This is a genomic window from Paraburkholderia sp. SIMBA_054 (genome assembly GCF_046534875.1).
Lineage (GTDB): Bacteria > Pseudomonadota > Gammaproteobacteria > Burkholderiales > Burkholderiaceae > Paraburkholderia > Paraburkholderia hospita.
The window spans coordinates 179,462-206,448 of record NZ_JAWRXV010000010.1; the positions used below are offsets into that span (position 1 = coordinate 179,462).

25 protein-coding genes are annotated in these 26,987 nt (G+C 62.1%); 9 read left to right on the top strand and 16 right to left on the bottom strand.

Going from position 1 to position 26,987, the window contains the following annotated elements; genetic code table 11:
* Window positions 1–72: 72 nt before the first annotated feature.
* Both SB822_RS14935 and SB822_RS14940 read left to right on the top strand, forming a co-directional pair.
* On the top strand, window positions 73–2,082 hold the full coding sequence (locus SB822_RS14935) for an FUSC family protein (RefSeq protein ID WP_410855040.1): 2,010 nt from the start codon (window positions 73–75) through the stop codon (window positions 2,080–2,082).
* Between the two features lie 69 nt (window positions 2,083–2,151).
* Window positions 2,152–2,613, top strand: coding sequence for an ester cyclase (locus SB822_RS14940; RefSeq protein ID WP_410855041.1), 462 nt, complete (start codon window positions 2,152–2,154; stop codon window positions 2,611–2,613).
* A 34-nt stretch (window positions 2,614–2,647) separates the two neighbouring features.
* Here the strand turns inward: SB822_RS14940 and SB822_RS14945 are convergent, their stop codons facing one another.
* A complete protein-coding gene (locus SB822_RS14945) occupies window positions 2,648–3,559 on the bottom strand; it encodes an AraC family transcriptional regulator N-terminal domain-containing protein (protein WP_410855083.1) in 912 nt (303 codons plus the stop codon).
* 138 nt (window positions 3,560–3,697) lie between these two features.
* Here SB822_RS14945 and SB822_RS14950 point away from each other — a divergent pair, with 138 nt between their 5' ends.
* Complete coding sequence (locus tag SB822_RS14950; RefSeq protein ID WP_410855042.1) at window positions 3,698–4,531, top strand: oxidoreductase; 834 nt, start codon at window positions 3,698–3,700, stop codon at window positions 4,529–4,531.
* 39 nt (window positions 4,532–4,570) lie between these two features.
* Here the strand turns inward: SB822_RS14950 and SB822_RS14955 are convergent, their stop codons facing one another.
* From SB822_RS14955 to SB822_RS14970, 4 genes are read right to left on the bottom strand one after another with little or no spacing between them, the layout of a single operon-like run.
* Window positions 4,571–5,362: an SDR family oxidoreductase gene (locus SB822_RS14955; RefSeq protein ID WP_410855043.1), complete on the bottom strand. Its 792-nt coding sequence runs from the start codon at window positions 5,360–5,362 to the stop codon at window positions 4,571–4,573.
* A gap of 30 nt (window positions 5,363–5,392) precedes the next feature.
* Window positions 5,393–6,133, bottom strand: coding sequence for a 3-oxoacyl-ACP reductase FabG (gene fabG, locus SB822_RS14960; RefSeq protein ID WP_410855044.1), 741 nt, complete (start codon window positions 6,131–6,133; stop codon window positions 5,393–5,395).
* Between the two features lie 35 nt (window positions 6,134–6,168).
* Window positions 6,169–7,515 (bottom strand): MFS transporter, encoded by a 1,347-nt coding sequence (locus tag SB822_RS14965; protein WP_086919404.1) that lies wholly within the window; start codon window positions 7,513–7,515, stop codon window positions 6,169–6,171.
* Window positions 7,516–7,567: 52 nt separating this feature from the next.
* On the bottom strand, window positions 7,568–8,506 hold the full coding sequence (locus tag SB822_RS14970; RefSeq protein ID WP_410855045.1) for a 3-keto-5-aminohexanoate cleavage protein: 939 nt from the start codon (window positions 8,504–8,506) through the stop codon (window positions 7,568–7,570).
* 207 nt (window positions 8,507–8,713) lie between these two features.
* Between SB822_RS14970 and SB822_RS14975 the strand changes: the two genes are divergently transcribed.
* Window positions 8,714–9,739, top strand: coding sequence for an AraC family transcriptional regulator (locus SB822_RS14975; protein ID WP_007747727.1), 1,026 nt, complete (start codon window positions 8,714–8,716; stop codon window positions 9,737–9,739).
* Window positions 9,740–10,491: 752 nt separating this feature from the next.
* Here the strand turns inward: SB822_RS14975 and SB822_RS14980 are convergent.
* Window positions 10,492–11,268: an IclR family transcriptional regulator gene (locus tag SB822_RS14980; RefSeq protein ID WP_035540460.1), complete on the bottom strand. Its 777-nt coding sequence runs from the start codon at window positions 11,266–11,268 to the stop codon at window positions 10,492–10,494.
* A gap of 193 nt (window positions 11,269–11,461) precedes the next feature.
* On the opposite strand from SB822_RS14980, the gene SB822_RS14985 reads away from it, so the two are divergent.
* The 5 genes from SB822_RS14985 to SB822_RS15005 all read left to right on the top strand — a co-directional run bounded on the left by SB822_RS14985 (window position 11,462) and on the right by SB822_RS15005 (window position 17,545).
* Window positions 11,462–12,448 (top strand): hydroxymethylglutaryl-CoA lyase, encoded by a 987-nt coding sequence (locus tag SB822_RS14985; RefSeq protein ID WP_410855046.1) that lies wholly within the window; start codon window positions 11,462–11,464, stop codon window positions 12,446–12,448.
* Complete coding sequence (locus SB822_RS14990) at window positions 12,445–13,719, top strand: CaiB/BaiF CoA transferase family protein (RefSeq protein ID WP_410855047.1); 1,275 nt, start codon at window positions 12,445–12,447, stop codon at window positions 13,717–13,719. The genes SB822_RS14985 and SB822_RS14990 overlap by 4 nt, the downstream gene beginning before the upstream one ends.
* 90 nt (window positions 13,720–13,809) lie before the next feature.
* Window positions 13,810–15,114 (top strand): MFS transporter, encoded by a 1,305-nt coding sequence (locus SB822_RS14995; RefSeq protein ID WP_410855048.1) that lies wholly within the window; start codon window positions 13,810–13,812, stop codon window positions 15,112–15,114.
* Window positions 15,111–16,241, top strand: a complete 1,131-nt coding sequence (locus SB822_RS15000) for an amidohydrolase family protein (RefSeq protein ID WP_410855049.1) — start codon at window positions 15,111–15,113, stop codon at window positions 16,239–16,241. The genes SB822_RS14995 and SB822_RS15000 overlap by 4 nt, the downstream gene beginning before the upstream one ends.
* A 143-nt stretch (window positions 16,242–16,384) precedes the next feature.
* Entirely contained in the window at window positions 16,385–17,545 is a 1,161-nt protein-coding gene (locus SB822_RS15005) for an NAD-dependent formate dehydrogenase (protein WP_007737698.1), read from the top strand.
* A 135-nt stretch (window positions 17,546–17,680) separates the two neighbouring features.
* Here the strand turns inward: SB822_RS15005 and SB822_RS15010 are convergent, their stop codons facing one another.
* From SB822_RS15010 to SB822_RS15055, 10 genes are read right to left on the bottom strand one after another with little or no spacing between them, the layout of a single operon-like run.
* Window positions 17,681–18,205 carry a hypothetical protein gene (locus tag SB822_RS15010; RefSeq protein WP_009770071.1) on the bottom strand — a complete coding sequence of 175 codons (525 nt, stop codon included), beginning with the start codon at window positions 18,203–18,205 and terminating at the stop codon, window positions 17,681–17,683.
* Between the two features lie 2 nt (window positions 18,206–18,207).
* On the bottom strand, window positions 18,208–18,606 hold the full coding sequence (locus tag SB822_RS15015) for a type II secretion system protein (RefSeq protein WP_007739714.1): 399 nt from the start codon (window positions 18,604–18,606) through the stop codon (window positions 18,208–18,210).
* Window positions 18,600–19,106 carry a type II secretion system protein gene (locus SB822_RS15020; protein ID WP_410855050.1) on the bottom strand — a complete coding sequence of 169 codons (507 nt, stop codon included), beginning with the start codon at window positions 19,104–19,106 and terminating at the stop codon, window positions 18,600–18,602. The genes SB822_RS15015 and SB822_RS15020 overlap by 7 nt, the downstream gene beginning before the upstream one ends.
* Window positions 19,103–21,625 (bottom strand): secretin N-terminal domain-containing protein, encoded by a 2,523-nt coding sequence (locus SB822_RS15025; protein ID WP_410855051.1) that lies wholly within the window; start codon window positions 21,623–21,625, stop codon window positions 19,103–19,105. The genes SB822_RS15020 and SB822_RS15025 overlap by 4 nt, the downstream gene beginning before the upstream one ends.
* A 26-nt stretch (window positions 21,626–21,651) precedes the next feature.
* Window positions 21,652–22,176 (bottom strand): hypothetical protein, encoded by a 525-nt coding sequence (locus tag SB822_RS15030; RefSeq protein WP_410855052.1) that lies wholly within the window; start codon window positions 22,174–22,176, stop codon window positions 21,652–21,654.
* The gene (locus tag SB822_RS15035; RefSeq protein ID WP_410855084.1) at window positions 22,173–22,766 is read right to left on the bottom strand and encodes a hypothetical protein; all 594 of its coding nucleotides are present in this window, start codon (window positions 22,764–22,766) and stop codon (window positions 22,173–22,175) included. Before SB822_RS15035 ends, SB822_RS15030 begins: the two co-directional genes overlap by 4 nt.
* A gap of 2 nt (window positions 22,767–22,768) precedes the next feature.
* Window positions 22,769–23,320 (bottom strand): PilN domain-containing protein, encoded by a 552-nt coding sequence (locus tag SB822_RS15040; protein ID WP_410855053.1) that lies wholly within the window; start codon window positions 23,318–23,320, stop codon window positions 22,769–22,771.
* The gene (locus SB822_RS15045; protein WP_410855054.1) at window positions 23,317–24,114 is read right to left on the bottom strand and encodes a hypothetical protein; all 798 of its coding nucleotides are present in this window, start codon (window positions 24,112–24,114) and stop codon (window positions 23,317–23,319) included. Before SB822_RS15045 ends, SB822_RS15040 begins: the two co-directional genes overlap by 4 nt.
* Complete coding sequence (locus SB822_RS15050; protein ID WP_079490331.1) at window positions 24,107–25,795, bottom strand: GspE/PulE family protein; 1,689 nt, start codon at window positions 25,793–25,795, stop codon at window positions 24,107–24,109. The genes SB822_RS15045 and SB822_RS15050 overlap by 8 nt, the downstream gene beginning before the upstream one ends.
* Entirely contained in the window at window positions 25,792–26,979 is a 1,188-nt protein-coding gene (locus tag SB822_RS15055; RefSeq protein ID WP_410855055.1) for a type II secretion system F family protein, read from the bottom strand. The genes SB822_RS15050 and SB822_RS15055 overlap by 4 nt, the downstream gene beginning before the upstream one ends.
* Between the last annotated feature and the right edge of the window lie 8 nt (window positions 26,980–26,987).

Below are 26,987 nucleotides of genomic sequence, written 5' to 3' on the forward strand. Positions count from 1 at the left end.
GCTTAACCTTCGTGAGCAAGCAGGCAAGTCAAGACTATGCGTCCGACGTGGATACCCTCTCGCGGCCTTGTGATGTTCGCTGGCCGCACCGCGCTGGCGGCTGCGCTCGGCCTGCTCTGCTCCAGCCTGGCTGGCCTTCATGAGCCGCATTGGGCGGCGTGGACAGTAGTCTCGCTGGCGATTCCGGCGCGCGGAGACAGTCTGCTGAAATCGCTCGATCGCGCGCTCGGCACGGCTGTCGGTGCGCCCGTCGGCGTGCTGCTGGTTCTGGTTGCACAAGGCAGCGAGCCGATGCTGGTCGGCCTGCTGGCGGCATGGCTCGCGGCGTGTGTCTATGCGGGCGCCTCACTGCGCAATTACCGCGCGTATGGTGCCGTGCTGGCGGGTTACAGCGCGGTCATCATCGCGATGTCGTTGTCGGGCGAATCCGCGCAGTTGTTCGAGGTCGGCAAGGACCGCTGCGTCGGGGTGCTCATCGGTATTGCATGCGCGTTGCTCGTCATCGTTTTCTCGCGCGACGCTGTGCACAACGGACATGCAACCCGGCGCATCCGGCATGCGATAGGCGCAGCATGCGCGTGGGGTGCAGACCGGCTTGCAGGTTTGCCGCGCCCACGGGCCATCGACGGCACTGGTCCGCAACGGCTGCGCCCGCAATTGAGCGATATCCTCGCGCTTGACGGCGCGGTGCTGAGCGCGGCTGCTGAATCGCCAGCGCTGTGGTTCCGTGCCGGCCGTCTGCGCGGCGTCGTGTCGGCGTTGCTGCGTTTGCTTGTGGTATCGAGAGGCATCGAGCGGAACTTCGAAGAAGCCACGTCCAAAGGGAATGCAATAAGCGATGAGATCGGGGCGGTCGTTGTCGAAGCATCGCGGTTGCTTACGTCGATCGCTCGCGAACTGCTTGGCGATTGCGCAGCCGAATCCGGAAAGACGTCCGTCTTATGCTCGCAGCTGCGCGCATTGCGCGTCACGCTTGCATCAATTCAGGCGAAAACGGTCATCGAACGCCGACGCATCGATCTCGTCTCAGCAATGCTGGGCGCGACGGAAGGCGCGCTGCGAGTGTCCGCCCGGTTGACAGGGGCCGATGAAAGTCGAAATGACGATATAGAAGACTATCCCGCGCCCGTCTATACCCGCGATCGCACGTATGCGGTAGCCGCGGCGCTACGCGCTGCGGCTGCATTGCTACTCGCTGGAGTGGTCTGGATGAACACCGGCTGGCAAGGCGGGCCGCTGTTCGTCGCATTCACGGCTATCGCGATTGCCCTCTTCGCGATCCGGCCCAACCCGCGACATACGGCAATTCACTTTCTGGCTTCGGGCGCAGTGGGCGCGGGCGCCGCGCTGTTGTTCTGCGTAACGGTTGCGCCACACATTGCGCATCCTGCGGGCGTTGCGCTCGCGGAAGGCGGCGTCGTTTTTCTGGCCATGGTGCTGTCGTCTCTGCTTTCGAATAGTTTCTGGGCGTCGGGTTTCTGCCTGGTGTTCCTCGTCGTGTCCGATCCGGCAGCCATTGCTCATACGACGGCGAGCGCGGTGAGCGGCAATGCAACAGGTGTACTCGCGGGCTCCGCGCTCGCCGCGTTCGCATTCCATCTCGTTCCATCGCGTGGACGCGAGAGCCGGTGGCGCAAACGCTGCCTGCAACGGATCGCCGACACGATTCGGACCTTGATTGCTTCGCCGGTCGGGCGGCGAACGGCCGTGACGCATTACGCGTGGCAAAGCCGAAGCATCGACGCGCTCGTGCGGATCGCTTTGCTCGCAGCATCCGCGCAGGAAGTGGATGAATGCATGTCGTGGATCGAGATAGGAGCGGAACTGCTCGAACTACAAAATGCTTCACACACCGATGCCGGACCGCTTTCATCAGACGCGCGAAAGACACTGGACCCATTGCTCGCGGATCTCAGAGATATCGAGCCTCATGCGTGGCACGCACGGCTCAGCGCGGCCGATGCTGAACTTCGTCACGCGCAGCACACAGATCAAACAGTACTGGCTATCCGCGCGAGGATTGCTGAAATTGTCTCGCTGTTGAAACACGTTGCTGCAGCGGGAATTGCACCGGCTCAATAAAGCAGCCCGAAGCCGGAACAGGGTCAAGCAAATAGAATTTTTTTGTTGTAGATAAATAGGAGATTTGAAATGGCAAGGCAGAATTCAGTCCAGCTCGCCGAGAAGTTTTGGCGTGAAGTGTGGCAATTGCGCAATCCACACGCGGCGGACCATCTGGTCTCTGATGACTTCACGGTCACCTCGGGTGGAGTCGAGATCAAGTCGCGCGAAACGTTCAAGAAGTGGGTTGCTGCATTCCTCGCCAGCATCGCTGAGTTCGAGTTCGATGTGATCGAGACGTTTCAGAACGAAACAGGCGACCGGGTGGTCAGTCGATGGCGGGTTACGGGAAAGAACAACGGTTTCATGGGTTCAGAACCATCGGGCTTACCGATCGACATGACGGGAACGGCGGTCCTGCACGTCGGCGAGGACGGGCTGCTGCGGCACAATTGGGTAGAACGTAGTGCGCTTGAGGTCCTGCGCAGTGTGGCTGCGCGGAATGGCATCGCTGTGCAGGCGGAGGCGGCATCAAGCGAGTTAGGCCGATAAGCGTTTGCGCGCTGTCGAAAGTCATTCGAACACGTCAGTGCGAAGACACGTAATCGGAATCGGGAAACGCCGGCGGCATCGAGAACGTCTCGCGCATGCGCTTGGTCTCCGCTGCAGGCGTCGCGCCAAATAGACGCTTGAATTCGCGATTGAACTGCGACGCGCTGGTGTAGCCCACCGCGTGACACGCGGCTTCGGCAGTGATGCCTTGACGCAGCATCAACAGTCGAGCCTGGTGCAAGCGCGCCGATTTCACATATTGCATAGGCGATGTTTGCGTGATCGCCTTGAAGTGGCTGTGAAACGTCGGCACGCTCATGCCCGCGTCGCTCGCAAGCTGCGAGACATCGAGCGGATGCGCATAGGTCGCGTGGATGCGGCGCAACGCCTTGCCGATCTTGCCGAACTGCCCCTGCATCGCCAAAGCCGCGCGCATCGCGTTGCCTTGCGCGCCCGTCAGTACGCGGAAGTACAGTTCGCGCTTCAACGCCGGACCGAGGATGGACGCGTCGAGTGGCCGGCTCACCGCTTCCAGAAACCGCAACACGGAGAGTCGAAGTGCGGGATCCATCGGACTGGACATCATGCTTTGCGGCGGGCACGCCTGAACGGGAGCATGATGACGGTCGATCTCCAACATCAGTTCGGCCGCCACCGCAAAATCCAGATGCAGGTAAATGGCCAGCAGCGGGCGTTGCGGCGTAGCGTCGGTTTCCATCGTGAACGGCACCGGTACGGCGACAGCGAGATACTGCTGCTCGTCGTACACGTAGACCTGATCGCCGAAATAGCCTCGCTTGGTTCCCTGGCAAACAATCACGATGCCGGGATCATAGAGAACGGGCGTGCGGGACAACGCGCGATCCGAACGCAGGATGCGCACATCCGGCAACGCCGTGAGGTTGTATCCCTCATTGGGCGCGAGCGCTTTCAACAACGCCACCATAGATTGCTGCCCGTCGATCTTTCTCACCACACTTCACCGCTGTCATAGGAATAGGCAATAAGTCGAGACTATAAGACCTGAATCGTGCAAGTGCGAAAGAATATTATGCAGTCGTCTCTCTTCTCTTTCGAGGTGCGCATGTCATCAGTCAAAACCCTTCTCATTACCGGTGTCAGCAGCGGCTTCGGACGCGCGCTGGCTGAAGAAGCGCTCGCCGCAGGGCACCGCGTGATCGGTACTGTCCGAAGCGAACAGGCAAGGAATGCGTTCGAAGCACTGGCTCCAGGTCGATCCGTGGGTCGAGTGCTCGATGTGACCGACTTTGAAGCTATCGACGGCGTCGTCGCCGAAATCGAGGCAACGGTCGGGCCGATCGACGTGCTCGTCAACAACGCAGGGTACGGTCACGAGGGCGTGATGGAGGAATCGCCGCTGGACGAGATGCGACGGCAGTTCGACGTCAATGTATTTGGCGCCGTCGCGATGATGAAGGCCGTGATCCCGGGCATGCGCAAACGGCGGCGCGGCAATATTCTCAACATCACGTCGATGGGCGGCCACATCACGATGCCCGGCATCACCTACTACTGCGGCAGCAAGTTCGCGCTGGAAGGCATCTCCGAGGCGCTCGGCAAGGAGGTCCGGCCATTGGGCATCTTCGTCACCGCCGTCGCGCCGGGATCGTTCCGGACCGATTGGGCCGGCCGGTCGATGGTCCGCACGCCGCGTTCGATCCCGGATTATGACCCGCTCTTCGATCCAATCAGAAAAGCGCGCGAGGAAAAAAGCGGCAAGCAGTTGGGCGATCCTGTGAAGGCGGCGCGCGCCATGCTCTCGGTGATTGATAGCGACAATCCGCCGGCGCATCTGCTTCTGGGGAGTGATGCGGTTGGCCTCGTGCGCGAGAAACTCTCGGCCATCGGCGGCGAAATCGACGCATGGGAAACCGTCAGCCGATCGACGGACGGCTAGCGTGTGTCGTCGTGCCGGCTTGCTCGCAAGGTGTCAATCTCACAAGTACTCGACATTCCCGTCGACACTGATCGCCTGCCCGGTGATATTGCCGCCAGCCGGCGACGCAAGGAACAACGTCATCGCCGCAATATCATCGACCGTGACCATCCGGCGCAACGAAATCTTCTTCAGGTACTCGTCGCGCATCGCATCGAACGAAATACCGAGCGCGTCGGCGCGCGCAGCGATCACCTTGCTCATCCGCTCGCCTTCCACTACGCCCGGCAAGATCGCGTTCACACGAATATTGCTCGGGCCCAGTTCGGCCGCCAGCGATTTGACCAATCCCACGATTGCCCATTTCGTCGACGCATACGGCGTTCGAAACGGATAGCCAAGACGTCCCGCCACCGAAGACATCGCGACGATGCTCGCGCAGTCCGACGTCTCCTTCAAAACGGGCACCGCCTTGCGCAGAAAATAGAACTGGCTGTTGAGGTTGGTGGACACCGTGCTTTCCCACTGCGCAGGATCGAGATCTTCGACTGCGCCCGTCGGTCCCGCGATGCCCGCGTTGTTGATGAGCACATCGAGTCCGCCGAGCTTCTGCCGCGCATCGTCGATGACGGCATCGACTTGCGCCCGGTCCGACACGTCGGCGATACCCGCGTGAAGGTCAGGCAAGCGCGATCTGGCGTCAGCGACGGCCGTCGCGTTCACATCGCAGATATAAACCTTTGCCTGCGCCTGCAGAAATGCTTCGGCGATTGCCGCGCCAATTCCGGCCGCGCCCGCCGATACGAATACACGCAGCCCGGCGCGCGGTTTCAGGAGATCAATGATATTCATACCGCTACCTCTTCACTATTTACAAACGGATCACAAAGTCAATCCGCCCGTCGCTTCGATCACTGCGCCGTTGACGTAGCTTGCTTCGTCGCTTGCCAGAAACGCGTAGATACTCGCGATTTCTTCGGGCTTGCCGAGCCGGCGCAGCGGCACGTCTTCGCGCATCTTCGCGAGCACGTCTTCAGGAATGGTCTTGAGGATAGGCGTGTCGATGAAGCCAGGCGCAACCGCGTTGACGCGGATACCCTTCGGACCCAGCTCGCGGCTCCAGGTCTTCGTGAAGCCGATCACGCCGAACTTGGCCGCTGCATAGTTCGTCTGCCCGTAGTTACCGTAAATGCCCACGACAGAGCTTGCGTTCAGGATGACACCGGAGCCTTGCGCAATCATCGAATCGACGACGGCCTGTGCGGTATGAAAGACTCCGCGAAGATTGACGTCGATCACATCTTCGAACTGCTGTAACGTCATCTTCTGCAAACGCGCATCGCGTGTGATGCCCGCATTGTTCACGACGACGTCAATGCGGCCATATGTGTCGCGTACTCGAGTGACCATCTGATCGACTTGCGCACGTTGCGTGACATCGACGGCGAACGCTTCCGACTTCGCGCCTGCTTCCCGGCACATATGCGCAACCGTCTCGACAGCATCGAGATTCATGTCGCAAGCGATCACGACGGCGCCTTCGCGCGCGAACTTCAATGCAGTCGCTGCTCCGATCCCCTGCCCCGCGCCCGTGATAATCGCAACTTTTCCGTTCAACTTCATTGTTGGTTTATTCCTTCCAGAAAACGCAAACCCGACTATGACTTCATCTGTGCGGCCGGCTCGCGCGACGACTCTACACGATCCTCGCCGCGAATCGCTCTCGCCAGCAACGGCACCAGAGCGAGGCCGAGCACTGCTGCGACCAGAATCACCGTGAAGCCGGCATCGCTTCGGCCGGAAGACGTTTCCGCCATTCCGAACAGATACGGTCCGACAAACCCACCGATCAAACCGATCGTGTTGATGAACGCGAGACCCGCTGCAGCCTGGATGCCTTGCAGACGCTTCATCGCGATGGCCCAATAGGACGGCAACACGCCGCCGCCGAAGAACGCCGTCACCGTGAGAAGGCAGATCCGCGCAGCGGGAGTCGTCACCGCGAGATAAACGCATGCGCCTACGACAAGCCCCGCCGTGAGCACGCCGAGAAACACGCAATCGCTATTCACGCGCCGGTGGATGCGCGGCAGAATTAGCACGCCAAGCAGAAAACCAAGCCCGACGCTTGCGGCCAGAAAGCCGATCACAAGCGGCGAATCGACATGCATCTGGTGGACGATGGCCGGCGCAAAAAAGTACAGCCCCACGAACGCCACCTGATTCAGGAAATAGATCAAACCGATCAATACGGTAGTGGGCCGTTTGAGCGCGGCAATCCAGTTTGCGGACGAGTACTCCGCACTTCCGTGCACGTCGATGACAGCGTGCGTTTCGAGCACGTCGCGCTCGGCCGCCGACAGCCACCGCGCGTCTCGCGGCCGCTCCGGCATCGCAAAGAACAACACGATGCCAACGATCACGCTCGGAATGCCTTCGATCATGAACATCCATTGCCAGCCATGCAGTCCGCCGAATCCGTCCAGTTGCATCAGCGCGCCGCCGAGCGGACTGCCGAGCATCAGTGCGAGCGCGGGCGCAATGTAGATCCAGCCGACCACGACAGGCCGGTCATGCGGCGCGAACCACAGCGTCACCATATACATCAGCGCAGGAAAGAGACCCGCTTCCGCGATGCCCAGCAGAACGCGCAATACATAGAACGATGACGTGCCCTGCACGAACATCATCGCGGTCGACAGGATGCCCCACGTCACTGCGATGCGCGCGATCCAGCGTCGCGGACCGACGCGGTGTGCCGCCAGGTTGCTCGGCACTTCGAGCAATGCATAGCCGAGAAAGAAAATGCCTGAGCCGAAACCATATGCGGCGGCACTGATGCCGACATCTGCCGCGAGCTGAATCTTCGCGAGCGCAACATTCGTGCGATCGAGAAAGGACATGAAGTAGATCGCGCACATTAGCGGGATCAGCCTGAGCATGGCCTTGTGCGTGGCAACGCGATGCAACTGTTCAACGCGATGGTCGATGGAAGTAGTGTCCATGACGTCGTCTCCAATATCGTTTGAATGGCTTTGTTCTTTTGTTAGCGTCAGCCTAGAGCGTTACCTTGTCGGCGCCTTTGAGTCCCAGCATCTTGCGCGCGTCCGAGGGCGTCGCGATCTCGAACGACAGTTCTTCGAGAATGCGGCGGATTTTACGGACCTGTTGTGCGTTGGTCTCCGCCTTCACACCCTTCGAGAGATACACGCTGTCTTCGAGACCCACGCGCACGTTGCCGCCCAGGATCGCGCTCATGGTCACGAGCGGCATCTGGTGACGGCCCGCGCCGAGAACGGAGAACTGATAGTTCTCGCGGCCAAACAACCTGTCTGCCGTCGAGCGCATCACGACCATGTTCTCCGGGTCCGTTCCCAGCCCGCCCAAAATGCCGAACACCGATTGAATAAAGAACGGCGGCTTGACGAGCCCTTGTTCGACGAAATGCGCAAGGTTGTACAGATGCCCCACGTCATAGCACTCGAATTCGAAGCGCGTGCCGTTGTCTCCCAGTTCCAGAAGAATGTTGCGAATGTCCTTGAAGGTATTGCGGAAGATCATGTCTTCCATGCCTTCGACGTAATCCTTCTCCCAGCCGTAGCGCCAGGACTTAATCTTTGCGGCAACGGGATGAATCGAAAAGTTCATCGAGCCCATGTTCAACGAGCACATTTCGGGCTTTGCGAGTCGCGGATACGCGAGACGTTCTTCGAGCGTCATACGCGTGCTGCCGCCTGTCGTGATGTTGATGACGGCGTCCGTCGCTTCGGCGATTGCGGGCACGAAGGCCTTGAAGATCTCCGGGCTCGGCGTGGGGCGGCCGTCATTGGGATCGCGTGCGTGCAGATGAATGATCGCGGCCCCGGCTTCAGCCGCTTCGATGGCCTGGTCCCGGATTTGCGCGGGCGTGATGGGGAGATGTTCGGACATCGACGGCACATGGGTTGCGCCCGTGATCGCACACGAAATGATGACCTTGCGGCTGGCGTCGCTCATTGGGAAATCCTGATCTGTTCGGCGTGCGCGGCGCTTCGTCCCTGTGCAATGAAAGGACGCCGCGCACGCTGTCTCCGAGGTTGTATCGACGCGCTGGCGGTCCGTGGACGCAGCGCTTGTGATACCGATAGTAGTGGGATACGATGGCGCCCGTAAGGTCATTTACGGACACGAGGATGTCTTCGAAGGACATTCGGTGGAGCACTCTTGGCATCGACTCGCCCCCTGATCAACGAGCGCATTTACGCGCCGTACAAAATCGCCGCACTGGTCGAAGTGCTCGCGGAGCAAGGCATTGCGCCCGAAGACAGTCTGAAGGGCAGCGGCCTGAGCGTCGATCAACTCAACGACGCGTCGGTGATGACGTCGGTGCGCCAATATGCGATCGTGGCCCGCAACGCGGTGCTGTTATCGACCGATCCGGCCACCCCGTTCAAGACCGGCGCGCGGCTGCATTTGTCCGCGTATGGCATGTACGGTTATGCGCTGATGTCGTGTCTTTCGTTGCGCGATTACTTCCGGCTTGGCGTCAAATATCATCGGCTTGCAACGCCGACCGTGACGATCGATTGGACCGAATACCCGGACCGAGCCGTGTGGTCGTTTCCTGATGCCTTCGTGTCGAGCCCATCGCGCGAATTGCGCGAGTTCATCATCGAGCAGCAATTCACGCAGCACGTCACGCATCTTCAGGATGTCGCGGGTCATAGCTGTCCGCCGGTCATGGCGTGCTTTTCCTATCCGGCGCCTGCGCATGCGGATCTTTATCCGCAGTATCTCGGTTGCCCGTGTTTTTTCGACGCGCCGCAATGCGAGCTTGTTTACGACAGCGCGATACTGAACCAGAAGCCGCAGCTCGCGCATAAGCTGACGGCGACGCTGTTGCAGGATACGTGCGATCGTTTGATCGGGCAGGCGAAGACTTCAGTCGGAACGTCCGGCGAGGTCTATCAGGTTCTAATGAGCACGCCTGGTGTTTTTCCCGGCATGGAAGAAGTGGCAACGCGGCTCAACATGACGAGCCGCACCTTACGGAGGCATCTCGAAGCAGAGGGAACATCTTTCGTTGCGATCGTCGATGATGTGCGTTGCTCGCTGGCGCTGGAGTATTTGCAATCGACGAAGATGAGTACCGATGATGTCGCAATGCTTCTAGGGTTTAGCGATGCCGCGAATTTTCGCCGCGCGTTGAAGCGCTGGACAGGGAAAGGGCCGGGGGAGTTGAGGAAGTAGCGGTGCGCGCGCTGTCCGGCGTGTTTTTGTCTGCGACGCTGGGTTGGTTGTTCTAGCCCTTGCGCTGGCATCCGCGATTTGCCTTCGTGCTTCATGCGTTGCCCCTGTGCGGGGCGGCACCTACTTTTCTTTGCCGCCGCAAAGAAAAGTAGGCAAAAGAAAGCGGCTAACACCGCCAATCCTTCTTCTTGCCTGAGGGCCCCCAAAGGGTCTTACGCTTCACACGGCAGCACTTCTGTTCGCGTTCGTTGCCAACGCTTCGAATGAGCGCCTCACCCACTTCAAACACCCGAACAAGAGCTAGCGGCAGCGAATGGTTTGTGCCGCCCAGGTGGCAAACTGTGTGTAGGTTGTCGCGGCGTATAACTCGGCGCTCTTACAGGGTGGGACGCTTGCCCTGTCGGTCCGGAGTGAGGCGTGTGAGGTGCTACGGCCTACACACAGTTTGCCACCTGGGCGGCGGTGGAATATCCGGTACGGCGTGCTGCAACGCGGGTGTGTGAAGCGGGTGATGCCTCAAATCAGAGCGTTGGCAACAAGCATGAGTCACGTGGTTGCCGTGTGAAGTGTGGGACCGTTTGGGGGCCCTCAGGCAAATACAAGAACTGGCGGTGTTAGCCGCTTTCTTTTGCCTACTTTTCTTTGCGGCGGCAAAGAAAAGTAGGTGCCGCCCCGCACAGGGGCAACGCTTGAAGCACGAAGGCAAATCGCGGATGCCAGCGAAAAAGTCCCGCGCCACCCCGCTTCCCGTCCTACGAAAACCCTTCCCGAGAAGTCTTCTCGATCGTCACATCGTACCGGCCGCCCATCCCACCGAGCGCCACCGTCGCGCGCTTTGCGCATTCGAGCAAGGCGATCAGCGCCCCCGTGATAGTCGACGCCATGTCAAAGCGCGCTTTAGGCCCAGACAACGCCAGCGCTCCCACCAACTCTCCCGATGCCCCAAACACCGGCACCGATACCGACGCCGTTTCAGGATCACGCTCTCCGTGCGAGACAGCCCACAACCGTTCGCGCACTTCCTCCCAACGTGAATCAAGCGTATCCGTGAACGCCAGCAGAACTTTGCCTGACGCACCCTTGTCGATCGGAAACTCTTCGCCAACGCGAATCGACACCCGCACCGCGCGCGCAGGTTCAACACGGAAGAGCACCAGTCTCCGGTCGCCCTGCCGCACATACAAAGACGCGGTCTCCCCGAGGTCCCGGCTGAGTTGCTGAAGAATCGGCTCGATAACCGGTCCCACCTGAAACGAGCGCTGGTAGAGCGCCGCGAGCCGCAATGGCTGCGGCCCAATCGCGTATTGTCCGTCGCTCAGTCTGCGGATGAATCCGCCGTGCTCCAGTGCACCAAGCAGACGCAGCACCGTGCTCTTGTACAGATCGGTGCGACGTGAGAGTTCTGCGAGCGACAACCGGTCATCCGTCGGCCCGAAGGCGTTGAGAATCGCGAACGCGCGATCGAGCACCGCCACACCGCTGGACCCATCGTTTGGGGCGACGGCCTCCGAAGGTGACGCTTCCTGCATTTCGCTGGGCACGGCCGTTTCCTTATCACGTCTTTGCGTTGAATCGACTGTATCGTTCTATCACGCAGAACGCAAGCTTCATAAATCCCCAAATTTTAGGGTTTACCCACCTTAAATTGCGGTGTTTTTGCTCCTATAGTTCTATTTGACAGAACATCATTCCGTCTAATAGAACATTCGAAAGGAGTTCACCTTGAACACTTCCCCCGCCCCCTCGGTCCTCGTCAGCGAAGTGGGCCCGCGCGACGGCCTCCAGAGCATCAGGCGCGTGATGCCCACGGCTGCGAAGCTTCGCTGGATTTCGGCGCTGGCCGCCGCGGGGCTGAAGGAGATCGAGGTCGGCTCTTTCGTGCCGCCAAAACTGCTTCCCCAGATGGCGGACATCCGTGAAGTCGTGGCTCATGCGCTGACGATCCCCGGCCTTCACGTCGCCGTGCTTGCGCCAAACCTTCGCGGATCGCAAAGCGCCTTCGAAGCTGGTGTGCATAAGCTCACGTTGCCGGTTTCAGTGACCGACGAGCATTCGATGGCCAACATCCGCAAGACGACCGCACAGATGATCGAAGAGGTGCGCGAGATCGTCGCTTTACGCGACGCGCAGTTCCCCGGTGTGCAGATCGAAGCGGGCGTATCTGTCGCGTTCGGTTGCACGATCGCAGGCGCGGTGAGCGACGACCAGACGATGCGGATGTGTGTCGCGATGGCCGCGTGCGGTGTGGACGAAGTGGGCCTGTCCGATACCAGCGGCTATGCAAACCCCACACAGGTCCGCCGTCTGTTCCGGCGCTTGCAGACCGAACTTGGCGCCAAGGCAGGCGGCGCCCACTTCCACAACACACGCGGTCAGGGACTGGCGAACGTCGTCGCTGCGCTCGATGCAGGCGTGACAACGATCGACGCGAGCCAGGCGGGTCTGGGCGGCTGTCCCTACGCGCCGGGCGCGACCGGCAACATCGTCACGGAAGACCTTGCCTTCCTGCTTGAAGCAATGGGCTACGACACGGGTATCGACATTGACGCGCTCGTCGCTGCCCGCGCAATTCTCGCGGAAGCACTGCCGGGCGAAGCGTTGTACGGGCATGTGCCCGACGCGGGGTTGCCGAAAGGATTCGGCTATGCAGATGGGCGTGCACCGAGCGCGCCGCAACCGGAAGGATGTTTGCTGGGAGTCGCGCAATGAGTTCGAATCAATCGAATCAATCCCTGCCCTACAGCGGCGTGCGCGTGATCGAAATGACGCACATGGTGATGGGACCGACCTGCGGCATGGTGCTGGCGGACCTTGGCGCGGAAGTGATCAAGGTCGAGCCGATTGCAGGCGACAGCACGCGTTCCCTGCGTGGATCAGGGGCAGGCTTTTTCAGCACGTTCAACCGGAACAAGAAAAGCATTGCAGTAGACGTAAAAGATCCTCGCGGGATCGAAATCGTCCACAAGCTGCTCGCGAGCGCTGACATCTTCAGCGAGAACTTCAAGAGCGGCACGATGGACAGGCTCGGGCTCGGATATGCAGCGCTGTCGAAGCTCAATCCCCGTTTGATCTATGTCTCGCACAAGGGCTTTCTGCCCGGTCCATACGACCATCGGACCGCGCTCGACGAAGTCGTGCAGATGATGGGCGGCCTGGCTTACATGACGGGGCCCGAGGGGCGGCCGCTGCGTGCCGGCACCAGCGTCAACGACATCATGGGCGGCATGTTCGGCGCTATCGGTGCGATGGCGGCACTCGCGCAGCGTGAGCGCACAGGCAGGGGACAGGAAGTCCAGAGTGCACTGTTTGAAAACAACGTATTCCTCGTTGCGCAGCACATGATGCAGTACGCAGTGACGGGTCAGGCTGCGTCGCCGATGCCGAGCCGTATATCCGCATGGGCTGTGTACGACGTCTTTTCCGTCAGGAACGGCGAACAGATTTTTCTGGCGGTCGTGTCGGACACGCAATGGGCCTTGTTCTGCGATGCCTTTGGTCTTGTGGAACTGAAGTCGGACGAACGGATTGCCACCAACAATCAACGGGTCCAGGCCCGCGACTGGTTGCTGCCGCGATTGCGCCAGCACATGGAGGCGTTCAGCGCGGCAGAGATCAGCGCCATTTTCGAACGCATCGGCTTGCCCTATGCGCCGATTACCAGGCCGCAAGACCTGTTCGACGATCCGCACCTGCTCGCGACGGGCGGGCTCGCCGATGTGACGTTACCGCCCGATGCAAGCGGAGCGGGTGAACCGGTCTCCACGCGCACTGCATTGCTCCCGCTGACGTTAGCGGGTGAGCGGTTGCGCCTTCGCGCAGCGCCGCCCGCGCTCGGACAGGACACACAGACGCTGCTGTCGCAGCTCGGCTATACCGATGACGAACTCGGACAACTGGTCGATGCCGGTGTCGTCGGATGCCAGAACCGCCCGTCGGGCGACGCGTCGAGTCCTTCGCCCAATGAGCTTGCCAGCGCCTGACGCCTGACGCCGGACCCATCGCACAGAAACACAGCACCGCGCCGACCGCCTTGCGGTCAGGCCCGGCCAGTGAATTGTCTGGAGACGACAATGACATCCATTTCATCGAGCATGACGGCTGACACCACCGCCAGCCTCGAACAGCATGCGGTCAGAAAAGCTGCATGGCGCTTTATCCCGCTGCTCGCACTCGCCTACTTTTTCAACTATCTGGATCGTACGAGCGTCGGTTTTGCGGCGCTGACGATGAACCGCGACCTTGGGCTGACTGCAACGCAGTTCGGCTGGGGAGCCGGGATCATGTTTGCCGGCTATTGCGTCTGCGAGGTGCCTAGCAATCTGGCGCTATACCGCTTCGGCGCGCGGCGCTGGCTGGCCCGCATCATGATCACGTGGGGGCTGTTGGCCGCAGCCACGGCGCTCGCCGCCGGGCCGACCAGTTTCTATGTGATCCGTCTGCTGCTCGGAATCGGTGAAGCCGGTTTCTTTCCGGGCGTCATATTCTTCCTTGCCGTCTGGTTCCCCGCCAGCTACCGCACGCGTGTGCTGGCATGGTTCACCGTCTCGACTCCACTGTCTTCACTCGTCGGTGGTCCGTTGTCGTCGTGGCTGCTTCACATGGATGGCTTACTCGGTCTGGCAGGCTGGAAGTGGATGTTCATCGTCGAAGGTCTCCCGGCGTGTGTGCTCGGATACCTCGTGCTGAAAATGCTTGCGGACAAGCCCGCCGATGCCACATGGCTTTCGCCGGAAGAGCGGCTCGCGCTGCAAAGCGCATTCGATCGCGAGGGTTCATCCGGTCAGAAAAAGAAGGATTTTCGCGCGGCGCTCAAGGACGTGCGCGTCTATCTCCTCGCGATGATCTCGTTTGGCTTCACGATGGGCTCTTACGGCATCGGCATCTGGTTGCCCCAGATGCTCAAAGCGCACGGCATGAGCGTGACGCAAACCGGCTGGGTCTCTGCCGTGCCGTACTTCTTTGCCACCATCGCACTGCTCTGGTGGGCGAAACGGGTCGATCGTCGCGGCGGCCATATTGCAAACCTCGCTGCGGGTCTGCTGATTGGCGCCGTCGCGCTCGGTGTCTCGACATACTTTCATCAACTGTTGCCCGCGATGACCGGCATCACGCTGGCACTGATCGGCACGATTGCTGGCCGCACGATTTTCTACACGCTGCCGGCCCGATTCCTGTCCGGTCAGGCAGCCGCCGGCGGACTCGCGCTGATCAATTCGATCGGTGCACTTGGCGGCTTCGCGGGTCCGTATCTGGTTGGCTATCTGAAGGACAGCTTTGGAACCTACACGGCCGGGATGTTTGGTCTCGCCGTCGTGCTCGGACTGACGACGTTGCTGACACTCTCCCTTTATGCCTTCAATCGGGGCGAGCGATGACAGGAACGATTGATTCGCCGATGCGTCGCCAGCTTCTTCGTGCCGCCGCTGCATCGATCGCCATCCCAGTCCTGGCCACGCATGCAATCGCCAACGAAGAGACGCGCCCCATGAATCCGACCAGCAACTATCTGCCCGTTCGATCCGAATGGCTCGCCTCGGGAACCGAAACGGCACTTGAGCCGGACATGCCGATCATCGACGCGCATCATCACTTCTATGATCGCCCGGGCTGGACCTACCTGCTCGACGAGTACCTTCGCGACGCACAGTCCGGGCATAACATCACGGCTTCCGTGTACATGCAGGCACTCACCCGTTACAGGCAGTCGGGCCCCGACCCATTGAGGCCGGTCGGCGAGGTGGAATATGTGACAGCCGCAACCGCGCCGACGCAGGGCGGCAGGCCACAGGTCGCAAAGGGTATTGTCGGCTATGCCGATCTTCGTCGCGGTGCGGCGGTGCGCGAAGTTCTCGAAGCGCATCTCCAGGCCGGACAGGGACGGTTCAGGGGCGTACGGCATCTCGTGACGTGGGATGCTGACCAGACACTGGTGAATCCTGTCTCGGCGGCACCGCGTGGATTGCTGCTCGACCGGGACTACCGCGCGGGCGTGGCACAGTTGGGGCCACTCGGTCTGTCGTATGACGCATGGCTTTTTTTCCCACAACTTCCCGAGTTATTCGACCTTGCGAAGGCCAATCCCGATGTGCCCGTCATCATCAATCACTGCGGCGGTGTCGTGCGGATTGCCAGCTACGAGGATAAGCAGAAAGAGGTGTTCGAAAGCTGGTCCCAATCCATGCGCAAGTTGGCGCAACTGCCTAACGTGTATGTCAAGGTCGGCGGGCTGGGGATGCGGATCAACGGCTTTGACTTCGAGAAGGGGGAGCGGCCACCGTCGTCAATCCAACTCGCCGAAGCGTGGAAGCCGTGGATGCACACTTGCATCGAACTGTTCGGCGCGAATCGATGCATGTTCGAGAGCAACTTCCCGGTCGACAAGGGCTCGTATCCGTACAGCAACGGCTGGAACGCATTCAAACGATTGACCGCGCAGGCGAGCCACGGCGAGCGCGAAGCGTTGTTCCGGGGCACGGTGAGCAACGTGTATCGCCTTGGCTGATCGTTCGGGTGGCGGATGCCCGGCCGTCACGCCATACCCATGAAATACACGTGCAAATACGAAAGACGCCATTGATCAGACGGAGTTGAATGAGGACCCTGATTCGCAAAATGCGCTCATAGTCCTCAAGGAACTGAACTGACATGGCAAAAGTATTGTGTGTTCTCTATCCCGACCCCGTAACCGGGTATCCGCCCAGGTACGTGCGCGACGACATTCCCGTCATTACGCAATATCCAAACGGTCAAACGGTGCCGTCTCCGCAAGGACCGCTCGGATTCAAGCCTGGCGAACTGGTTGGCTGCGTGTCCGGCGAGCTAGGTCTGCGCAGCTATCTGGAAGCGCATGGTCATGAACTCGTCGTCACGAGCGATAAGGACGGTGCCGACTCCACCTTCGACAAGCACCTGGTCGATGCCGACGTCGTCATTTCGCAGCCGTTCTGGCCGGCCTATCTGACGGCGGAACGGATTGCGAAAGCGAAGAAGCTCAAGCTTGCGTTGACGGCAGGCATCGGCTCGGATCACGTCGATCTGAAGGCGGCTGCGGCGCATGGTGTCACCGTTGCTGAAGAGACGTTCTCGAACAGCATCAGCGTCGCGGAACACGTCGTTATGATGGTGTTGTCGCTGGTGCGCAACTATCTTCCCGCGCATCAGTATGCCGTCAACGGCGGCTGGAACATCGCGGATTGCGTGAGCCGCAGCTACGATCTGGAAGGGATGCATTTCGGCACGCTCGGCGCGGGCCGGATCGGACTTGCCGTATTGCGCCGACTCAAACCGTTCGACGTGAAGCTGCACTACTATCAGCGCCATCGTCTCGCACCCGAAGTCGAAGCGGAACTCGGACTGATCCATCATGAAACGCCCGAAGATCTCGTCAAGGTCTGCGACATCATCAATCTGCAGATGCCGCTTTATCCTTCCACCGAAGGCTTTTTCAACGAGCGCATGTTGAGCCTCGCCAAGCGCGGCGCCTACCTCATCAATACTGCGCGCGGCGCGTTGTGCGACCGTGACGCGATTGTGAAGGCGCTGGAATCCGGCCAGTTGGCGGGCTACGCGGGTGACGTCTGGTTCCCACAACCGGCACCCGTCGATCATCCGTGGCGCACGATGCCGTACAACGGCATGACGCCGCACATCTCGGGCAGTTCGCTGTCGGGCCAGGCGCGCTACGCTGCAGGCACGCTGGAAATTCTTCAGTGCTTCTTCGAGGGAAAGCCGATCCGTCCGGAGTATCTGATCGTCGACGGCGGCAATCTCGCGGGAACGGGCGCGAGTTCGTACAAGCTGAGCTGATTCCCCGCATGCGTGATCCGAATCGGGGTCTGCACGCAGGCTCCGAAATTGATTGCAGATCAGTCTGGTGAGCGCGCGCCTCGCCATCAAGCCAGACACGGGGATAAACATCCTTGGGATTGACGCGCAGAGCGACTACGGCGTACCGGACGAAGGCCCGCCGTCCCGTACCGCGACGGGAAGACGGGCGACGAACACCCAGTCCATATAGGTTTTTGCGTCGTTGAAGCCGCGAAATTCGCCCGGAAAATGCGCGATCTGAATGGGTCGCGCATGAGACACGCTATGAACACCTACAATCGTCTGGCCATCCGGCGATCTGACGAGTTCCCAGTCGGCCTTGCCCGTCATCGGGTCCGCATACAGCTTGCGCAGGTGCCGCACGACGTTGGGATAACGCGGGTCGCGCACGAGGTCGTCAAGCGTGCGCGGCTGGTTCGGCTGACCCACGGGCGTCGCCAATGCATAGCTCAGCAACGCGCGCTGAAATTCGCCACCGACGAACAGCAGTTCCTGTTCGGCCACGCGCCGCTGATAGACGGCACCAAGCTGCGCCGTAGCGGCAGCCGCCACGCCGATGATCGAGATCAGGATCAGCAGCGAGAGATACGCGTAGCCCTGTTGCGCATTGCGCCGCCTGCGAACTCTTCCCCTTCGCATCGCTATAGCGCCTCGTACGGCTTGCCGTTGCTGTCCGCGCCCTGCGCACCGCTTTTGATGTCGTAGACCTTGCCCGGATACGGCTCGTCGGGTGGCACGATGTGCCAGGTCGTCGCGCTGTCGGTGATGGGATCGATGGGCAGCGAACGCAAATAGTGTTTCTCGACGAGTTCTTCCAGCGAGTCCGGATAACGCCCGGCATCGCCATAAAACCTGTCGATCGCGTCACGCGTCGCGAGCAGATTCTGCGCGAGAATCTTTTCCTTCGATGCGTCAATCGAATGGAAGTAGTTCGGCAACGCGATCGTGAGCATCAGCGCGATCACCGACAGCACGATCAGCAGTTCGATCAGCGTAAAGCCCTTCGCGGTACGCACGCGCGCTGTCATCGAAGTCACCATTTGCGGTAGGCAATGCCATTGAGTCCGATGCCCGTGGAAGTCGAGTAGACGTCGTACACGTCGTCGCCTTCCTGCGGATCGTCGGCTTCGCTCGCGTAGGCGCGCTTGCCCCACGTGGCCGCGTCGCCGAGTTGCGCGTCGGGGTTCATCGGATCGCGCGGAATGCGGCGCAGGAAGTACAGCTTGTGTCCTTTCGGATCGGTCTGGTCTTTTACGCCATCGACGAGTACATCGAGACCTGTCGGATAGCCCGTCGCGCCCGCCTCTTTGGCGATGCGCCCTTCCTTGCTCGCGGCCTTGTACGCATCGATGGCATTGCGTATTTCGTGCAGCGCGACGCGCAGTTCCTGCTCGCGTTCGCGTTGACGCATGACTTGCGCGACGGGCACCGTCATGCAGGCGAGCACACCGAGAATCGCAAGCGTGACGAGCAGCTCGATCAACGTAAAGCCGCCCGCCGCCTTGCGACGCATTGCAGTCCGCACGACGGCCGTTGTCATCGCGCGCCCACACTCAGGCTGTATGCAGACGGCGGCGGCATCGTGACGGCCTGGCCGCCCGCGCCGAGCACGGAGCCGGGCTGGACCTGGATCGACGTCTGCGCGGCGGGCGCCAGCGCCTTGAAGCTCAGCACGGCGAAGGTGGCTTGGGCGGAGCCGCCCGTGCCGCCCGGCGACGAGTCGGCCAGAATCAGCTGCCCGCCCTGCGCGACGCGGTTCGAGAAGCTCGTCTGCGCGCCGCCCTGTTTGAGGAAGTCGCCTTCCGTCACGCCCGTGAACTGCAATTTCGACACGTCGTAGCTCACGGTCGCGGACGCGCTCGTCACGGGCTGATCCGCCTGCATCAGCAACGCGACGGTGACCGAGTCGCCCGTCTTCACCTGCGGTGGCCCCTGGATCGACATTTCGGCCGTGCCCGGCGTCCCCGCGCCGCCGACGAGCGGCGTCGTGTCTCCGCCGAGATAGGCGCCCGCTCCTGCACCGTACGCGTTCGATCCCGCGCCGTACGCGCCAGATGATCCATAAGCGCCATACGCGCCCGTTTGCGGCGTGTTCGATCCGCCGCGCTGGGCGGACGTGCCAAAGTCCGCAGCCTGCGTGTTGGATGATGAGCCGTTGGAAGGCGCGGGCGTAACGATTCCGTTCGACTTGATCATGCTCTGCATGTTCGTTTCCGTGCCGGACGTGAAGTACGCCAGCGACGCATCCGGATGCCGGATATTGCGGACCAGGTGCGGCGTGATTGAGAGGACGATTTCGGTGTTCTTGTCGTCGTCGGTGGTCGCGCCGAACAGACGGCCCAGCACGGGCATCTGTCCGAGGCCGGGAATCTTGTTGCCGGAAGTGCGTTCCTGGCTGTCGATCAAACCCGCCAGCACGTCCGTCTCGCCGTTCTTCAACTGCAGCACTGTGCTAGCCGTGCGCGTACCGATCTCGTACGCCGTCGTGCCCGACGAACCGGTGATCTGGTTCAGCAGGCTGCTGACTTCGAGCGCGACCTTGATGCCGACGGTGTCGTCGAGATAGATGGTCGGCTCGACGTTCAGCGTCAGGCCGATGTCGAGATAGTTGATCGACTGCGAGACGAAGCCCGTTGATGTCGCCGTCGACGTGATGTTCGGCACGCGCTCGCCGATCAGGATCTTGGCCTTTTCGTGATTGCGCACACGAATGCGCGGGTTGGTCAGCAGCTTCGCGTTCGAATCCTGGCGGTTCGCATTCACAGTCGCCTGCAGCGACGAAACGCCGACCGTGCGCGAAGTCTGATTCAGCAGATCGTGCAATGACAGCGCGGGAGAAGAACCCGAGCCGCCGGAAGACGAGGAACCATACGACGAGCCCGACGATCCACTCCCTGACGAGATCGCGCCGAACGCGCTGCCCGCTGCCGTCGGCGTGAACGTGATGGACGACGGCCATGCGATGCCGAGATCCTGCATGCTGTTGCGCTGCACTTCCAGCACTTCGACTTCCAGCATCACTTCCGGCTCGGGCACGTCTTCGAGCGCGACGAGCTTTTCGGCCATCCGGATCGCGTCGGGCGTGTCCCGCACGATCACGACGTTGAGCTTTTCGTCGGCGACGACATCGTGCGACTTGACGATCGTCTTCAGCGTGTTGGCCACCGTCTTCGCATCTGCATTCGACAGGAAGAAGGTGCGCACGGCCAGTTCCTGATAGTCCTTCAGCTTGGCGGGCGTGTTCGGATAGATCAGCACGGTGTTTTCGTCGAGCACCTGCTGCGCGAGCTGATTCGTCGCGAGCACGTATCGCACGGCTGCCTCGATGGTGCTGTTGCGCAGATAGATCGAGGTGCGCTGATCGGTCTTGACGTCCTTGTCGAACAGGAAGTTCAGCCCCGCGCTGCGCGAGATCACTTCGAACACCTGCTTGAGCGGCGCATCCTTGAAGTCGATCCGAACCGGCTTGCGATACGCGCTCGCGAGCGCGGCTTCGACGCGCAGAAAGCCCGTGTCGGCGTTCAGCTTGCGCTGCAACGCGAGCGCACGCGGATGCGCGGGCGCTTCCGTCAACACCTTCGCGATCAGGCCACGCGCGCTGTCGCTATCCTTCGCGGCCAGCATTTCCGCGCGCTCGACGAGTCCATCGATCCGCGCCGCGCCTTCGAGTGCGGCGATGCCGGAGAGCGCGCGTTCGTTGGCGGGGTCGATGGTCAGCGCATGTTGATACGACTTGCGCGCCGCCGCGCGCGCGCCGCCTGCCGCAAGGCGGTCGCCTTCCTCGTCGAAGCGCGCGACGGCACTCTCGCGCTCCGCGAGCCAGGCCGCGCGGTAATGCGGGTCGTGCGGGTCCTGCGTGACGGCTTGTTGCAGCTTCGCCAGCCCTTCGTCGACCTTGCCCTGTGCAACGAGGTCCTTGCCGTCGCGGTATGCGCGCTCGGCTGCACAGCCCGTCAGCACGATCGGCACGGCAAGCAGCAACGCGAGCGTGCGCGCGTGGCGTGCCGCGAAACGGCACAGACCGCGTCGCGTGAATGATGTTGCAAGTGGCGTAGCCAACTGTTCACTTCCTTTGGTTGCGTTCATCAGTCGGCGCTGCCGATATCCATGGTCTGAACCAGTTTTAGCGGCAGATAAACGAGTGTCATGTTCGGCGGCTTGATGGCGTCGACGCGATACGATCCGTCGATCACCATCTGATCGCGCACAATCAGCGTTTCGTCGCCGCGCGTCAGATACACCTCCCAGTTGCCGTCGGCGCCCTGCTTGCCGAGATAGGTGAACGGCAGGCTGGGCACGGCCGGTTCCGACGGCAGCGGCGGTATCTCCGCGCCTGCGGGCGCCGCGGACGGCAGCGGCGGCGCCATCGAGCGGCTACCGAATAGCTCATGGTGTTCGCTCGTGGATGCGCCGATGAGTTCGGTGCGCGCGCGCAGCGCCGCAATGCCGACAGTCTCTGCGCCCGCCGCTCGCACGGATGGCGTCGCCGCGTGCGCGCTCGCGCGCGGCACGGCTTCGACGACCTGGTCCGCCGGATTCGTGCGGCCGAATGCCAGCAGCGCCGCGCATAGCAGAAACACCAGCGCGAGAATCATGTGCTTGCGCTTCATCGCCGCACCTCGCCTGCATCGACACGCGCGTCCGACGACGCGGCGGGACGCAGAAAGACCGTGAAGCGCAGGCTTGCCTCGACGGCGGTGTCGTTCGCCGAGCTGCGCCTGAAGCGCATGTCATCGAGCGCCGCGTACGGAACTGTCAGCAGAACCCTTTCGCAAAAGCGCCGCAGATGCACGTAGTCGCCCTTCACGGGCAGGACGATCGTGTAGGTCTCGAAGCGCCCGGCGGTATCGCGAGCGGGCTTGTACTCGGCTTTGTCCAGCGTGACGCCCGTCTCGTCGGCGGCGTCGAACAGATGGGCGACGATCTGCTCGCTATGCGCCGCATCGCCGAGTGCCGCATAGAAGGCCGTCAAGCGCGCGGCGGCCATCGCAGGTGCGCTGACGACCGGCTTCGGCGGCGGCGCGGAGCGCGCGCGGGCAACGGCATGCGCCTGCTGATCGATACGCGACGCGAGCGCCGGCAACAGCGCGAACCACAACGCGGCGGCACCGAGCACGAGCGCGCCTGCCAGCACGGCGACCACGCCCGATCGACGCGACGCGAGCAGCAGACGCAACAGCATCCGCGCGACATTTGGCATGCTCACGACTGCGCCCTCCGCCACTGCGCTTCGATCTGAAAGCGGATGACGCCATCCATGCCGTCTCGCATGCGTTCGTGCCTGACCAGCGTGACGCGTTCGAACAAGGGCTGCTGCTCCAGCTGTGTCAGATAGTCGATCATGTCTTTGCTGCTGCCGCACTCGGCTTCGATCTTGAGCTGCGCGCGACCCGGTTCGGGCGTGATCGACAGCAACGCGACCTGCGAAGGCGTGGCGGCTTCGACAGCATCGAGGATGCTGCCCCACGGCAGATTGAGGCGCGTCACGGCGGCATTGACGGCTGCCGCCTGCTTTGCATCGATGGGCGCGCCGGACGACGCGCCCGAAGCGCGAGCCATGCGTTCCGTGCGCGACGCGAGACGCGCCGCTTCGAGCTGGAGCGAATCGAGATTTGCAACCAGCCTGTACGCGCGGAAGCCGGCGAGCACGCACAACAGCAGCGCGGCGAGCGCCAGCACGCGCACAACAGCATGGGTGCGATACAGCGTGCGACGCCAGCCGAACGGCGCAAGGTCGATGTGCAGACGTTTCATCGTTGCGGATGCCATTGCACGCTCAAACCCACATCAGCGGATGAAGCCGGATCGGGCTGCCACTCATCGAGCGGACGACCGTGAATATGCAGCACGGAAGGCGCGGCCACATTGTCGAGCAGCGCCGCGCGTGACAACTGATCGCGCAGCCACGCCATCGACGGAATCGCCTTCGGCAGCGGCAGCGTACGCACGGCGGCAAGACGCGGCTTCTTTGCGTCAGTGACGAGACCCAATGTGAGCGCGTGTTCGCCGAGCGTCGCGAGCCATGCATCGGCGCCGAGGCGACGGCGCGACCGATTCCACGCAGCGACGAAGTTCGGCGTCACGGATGCAAGGCTTGCGCGCTGCGCTTCCACCGCAACCTGCAATGCCGCATGCAGACGTCGAGAAACCGCACAGGCCAGAAACGGTGCGGCGGATTGCCAGTCGGCGGCGAGGTGCCAGTCCGCAAGCGGCTCGCCATACAACACCTGGAAGCGCACACCCGCAGCCGCGCGCAAGTCCTGCATGCGCCCGCCATTGGCGGGCGGCGTGACGACGAAGTAGCGCACGAGGTCGTCGTCGATCGTCGCGTGAACGGGCACGCGAGCGCCGCCCGCTGCGTCGAGCGCAGCCGCGATGGGCGCAGAGAGCGTATCGGGCGCTGCGCCCGCAAACGCGGGCAACGGCCGTTCGACGAGAACGGGCGTCGCCTTGCGCGAGCCGCTCACACGCAGCACAGAGACCGCGTCGCGCGACAGCCGAACCCGGCAATGTCCGCGCGGCCAGATGCGCATCAGCCTGTCATGCATTGAGCGTCACCCGCTTCACTTCCGCGAGCGTCGTCTCGCCGCGCTTCACCAGATTCAACGCGACATCGCGCAAGCGGCGCGTGCCGTTCTTGCGCGCCACGTCCTTGATTGCGCGGATCGGCTGCTTTTCGACCACCATGTCGCGGATCTCGTCGTCGAGAATCAGGATTTCCGCAATCGCGCGGCGTCCACGGTAGCCGGTGCCGCGGCAGTCGCCGCAACCCGTTCCTTGCCGGAAATCGAAACCGGCGACGTCGGCGCGGCTCAATCCAAGACGCGCGAGTTCGGCGTCAGTAGGCATGTACGGCGCGGCACAGTGCGCGCAGTTCACGCGCATCAGACGCTGTGCCCAGATGCCGTTGAGCGCCGACACGAACGCATACGGATCGATGCCCATATGGCTGAAGCGGCCGAACACGTCGAATACGTTGTTCGCGTGCACGGTCGTCAGCACGAGGTGGCCCGTCAGCGCCGACTGCACGGCGATCTCAGCCGTCTCGCGGTCGCGTATCTCGCCGACCATGATCTTGTCCGGATCGTGCCGCAGGATCGAGCGCAGCCCGCGCGCGAACGTCAGCCCTTTTTTCTCGTTGACGGGAATCTGCAGAATGCCGGGCAACTGATATTCGACGGGGTCTTCGATCGTGATGATCTTGTCGCGGCCGTTGTGAATTTCCGTGAGCGCGGCGTAGAGCGTCGTTGTCTTGCCCGAGCCTGTCGGTCCCGTGACGAGCAGCATGCCGTACGGCTCTTCCGCCAACGCGCGCAGGGCCACCAGCGATTCGCTGTCGTAACCGAGCGCTTCGAGCGTCAACGAGCCATACGCTTCGATCATCGCGCGCTTGTCGAGAATCCGGATCACGGCATCCTCGCCGTGAATGCTCGGCATGATCGACACGCGCAGATCGATGTCGCGTCCGCCCGCCGCGACGCGGAAGCTGCCGTCCTGCGGGACGCGCCGCTCGGCGATATCCAGTTCCGCGAGCACCTTGAGGCGCGAGATCACCTGCTCGGCTGTCTCGACGCCGTTCAGCGTGGCCGCCGCGTCGAGCACGCCGTCCACGCGGTACTTCAACGCAAGGCCGCTCGGCGTGCTTTCAAGGTGGATATCGGATGCACCTGCTTTCAGCGCGTCGTACAGCGTCGAGTTCACCAGCTTCACTGCGGGGCTGGCCGCCTCGCTGACGGTCTCGAACGACAGCACCTGCGCCGTGCGCCCTTCGGCTTGCGCTTCGCTGCCGCCCGTCACGAGGCTATCGATGGCGCGCGTCGATTCTTCCATGCGCGCGTGGTACGCCTGAAGATCGGACGGCAGCGCGAGCCGGATGTCAATTGCGGCGTTAGCCTGCGCGGCGAGCCAGGTTTGCAGATCGAGATCGAACGGACTTGTCACGACGCCGACGAATGACGCGTCTTCTTCGCGCAACAGCACGCAGCGGCGCTGCATCGCGCGCGACAGCGGCACGCGGTCGAAGGCGGGCTTGAGCGCCAGCATGTCCGCCGTTTCGATGACGCGCATGTCCAGCAATTGCGCAAGCGCCTGCAGCAACTGGCGCGGCTCGACGCCCGTCAGCGTCTCCAGTTCGGCGACGATGTGGCGCTGCGTGGCCGCCGCTGCCGCGCGGGCGCGCGCCAGCAGATCGGCGTCGAACAACGGCGCGATAGTCTCGGGCGCGTTCACGACAGTCCTTCCGCGAGATCGAAGATCGGCATGTAGAGCAGCACGACGATGGTCCCGACAACAAGCCCGATTGCAGACATCAGCAGCGGTTCAAACATGCGCGTGAAGCGGTCGATCCAGCGGCTGATCTCGCCGTCGTAAAACGCCGCAGATTGCGTGAGCATGTTGCCAAGTTCGCCGGAGCGCTCGCCGACGCGCAGCATGCGTAGCGAAATCGGCGTGGTGAGATTTTCCGCGTGAAACGAACTGGACAGCGGCGCGCCCGCCTGAACGGCGGCGCGTGCCCGCAGCAAGCCGTCGCGCAACGCGGGCGAAATCGTTCCGCCCGCCGTCTCCATCGCCGAGACGATCGGGATGCCGCCTTCGAGCAACATGCCAAGCGTCAGATAGAGCCGCGAAAGCTGGTAGATGCGCAAGTGCGGACCGAGCAGCGGAAGGCGGCCCAGCAGACTGACGAGTCCCACGCGCGCAATCGTGGCACGCACGGCCGCGCCGCCCGCAATCGCAACTGCAACGGCGGCGGCAAACAAAGGCAGCCCATGCGCCGACGCAAACTTGCCCCAGTCGAGCAGTGCCTGCGACATCCACGGCAAGCTTCGGCCAGTGCCTTCATAGATCGTCGCGAAGCGCGGCACCACGAAGGTGATCAGAAAGGTCGACACACCGCCGCCCACGATAAAGAGAATGCTTGGATAGATCGCGGAGCTGATGAGCTTGTTGCGCACCATGTCGATGCGCGCCTGGTAATCGACATAGCGTTGCAGCGAGCGCGGCAAGTCGCTGGTTCCCTCGGCCGCGCGCACGATGCCGACGTAAAGCGGCTGGAACACGTCCGGCTGTTCGGCGAGCAGGCTCGAAAAGCGCTTGCCCTCGCGCAAACCCGCCAGCAGCCGTTCGAGAATGCCGCGCAGCCTTGCGTTGCCTTCGCGTTCTACCAGCGCTTCGAGCCCTTCGACAATCGACAGGCCCGCCATCAATAGCGCGAGCAGTTCCTGGCTGAACAGCACGAGCGAGATGCCGCCGCGCGAAGCCTTCGACGAGCGCAGCGTGCGCAACGCGCGCAGTTGGGTCGCGTGCAGGCCGCGCGCTTCGACCTGGCGGCGCGCGTCGTCCTCATCCTGCGCATCGACGACGAGCGAGACGATCTGGTTGTCGGGCGAAAGCGCCCTCACTTCATACGGCATAGTGCTGT

Bases quoted from the DNA above. Each gene is read 5' to 3' on its own strand.
- SB822_RS15040 (WP_410855053.1), bottom strand. From the start codon at position 23,320: ATGAAACGTCTGCACATCGACCTTGCGCCGTTCGGCTGGCGTCGCACG.
- SB822_RS15045 (WP_410855054.1), bottom strand. From the start codon at position 24,114: ATGCATGACAGGCTGATGCGCATCTGGCCGCGCGGACATTGCCGGGTT.
- SB822_RS15010 (WP_009770071.1), bottom strand. From the start codon at position 18,205: ATGCGAAGGGGAAGAGTTCGCAGGCGGCGCAATGCGCAACAGGGCTAC.
- SB822_RS15020 (WP_410855050.1), bottom strand. From the start codon at position 19,106: ATGACAACGGCCGTCGTGCGGACTGCAATGCGTCGCAAGGCGGCGGGC.
- SB822_RS14940 (WP_410855041.1), top strand. From the start codon at position 2,152: ATGGCAAGGCAGAATTCAGTCCAGCTCGCCGAGAAGTTTTGGCGTGAA.
- fabG (WP_410855044.1), bottom strand. From the start codon at position 6,133: ATGAAGTTGAACGGAAAAGTTGCGATTATCACGGGCGCGGGGCAGGGG.
- SB822_RS14980 (WP_035540460.1), bottom strand. From the start codon at position 11,268: ATGCAGGAAGCGTCACCTTCGGAGGCCGTCGCCCCAAACGATGGGTCC.
- SB822_RS14955 (WP_410855043.1), bottom strand. From the start codon at position 5,362: ATGAATATCATTGATCTCCTGAAACCGCGCGCCGGGCTGCGTGTATTC.
- SB822_RS14965 (WP_086919404.1), bottom strand. From the start codon at position 7,515: ATGGACACTACTTCCATCGACCATCGCGTTGAACAGTTGCATCGCGTT.
- SB822_RS15035 (WP_410855084.1), bottom strand. From the start codon at position 22,766: ATGCCAAATGTCGCGCGGATGCTGTTGCGTCTGCTGCTCGCGTCGCGT.
- SB822_RS14945 (WP_410855083.1), bottom strand. From the start codon at position 3,559: ATGGTGGCGTTGTTGAAAGCGCTCGCGCCCAATGAGGGATACAACCTC.
- SB822_RS14995 (WP_410855048.1), top strand. From the start codon at position 13,810: ATGACATCCATTTCATCGAGCATGACGGCTGACACCACCGCCAGCCTC.
- SB822_RS15030 (WP_410855052.1), bottom strand. From the start codon at position 22,176: ATGAAGCGCAAGCACATGATTCTCGCGCTGGTGTTTCTGCTATGCGCG.
- SB822_RS15055 (WP_410855055.1), bottom strand. From the start codon at position 26,979: ATGCCGTATGAAGTGAGGGCGCTTTCGCCCGACAACCAGATCGTCTCG.
- SB822_RS14970 (WP_410855045.1), bottom strand. From the start codon at position 8,506: ATGAGCGACGCCAGCCGCAAGGTCATCATTTCGTGTGCGATCACGGGC.
- SB822_RS15005 (WP_007737698.1), top strand. From the start codon at position 16,385: ATGGCAAAAGTATTGTGTGTTCTCTATCCCGACCCCGTAACCGGGTAT.
- SB822_RS15000 (WP_410855049.1), top strand. From the start codon at position 15,111: ATGACAGGAACGATTGATTCGCCGATGCGTCGCCAGCTTCTTCGTGCC.
- SB822_RS15015 (WP_007739714.1), bottom strand. From the start codon at position 18,606: ATGGTGACTTCGATGACAGCGCGCGTGCGTACCGCGAAGGGCTTTACG.
- SB822_RS14990 (WP_410855047.1), top strand. From the start codon at position 12,445: ATGAGTTCGAATCAATCGAATCAATCCCTGCCCTACAGCGGCGTGCGC.
- SB822_RS14950 (WP_410855042.1), top strand. From the start codon at position 3,698: ATGTCATCAGTCAAAACCCTTCTCATTACCGGTGTCAGCAGCGGCTTC.
- SB822_RS14935 (WP_410855040.1), top strand. From the start codon at position 73: ATGTTCGCTGGCCGCACCGCGCTGGCGGCTGCGCTCGGCCTGCTCTGC.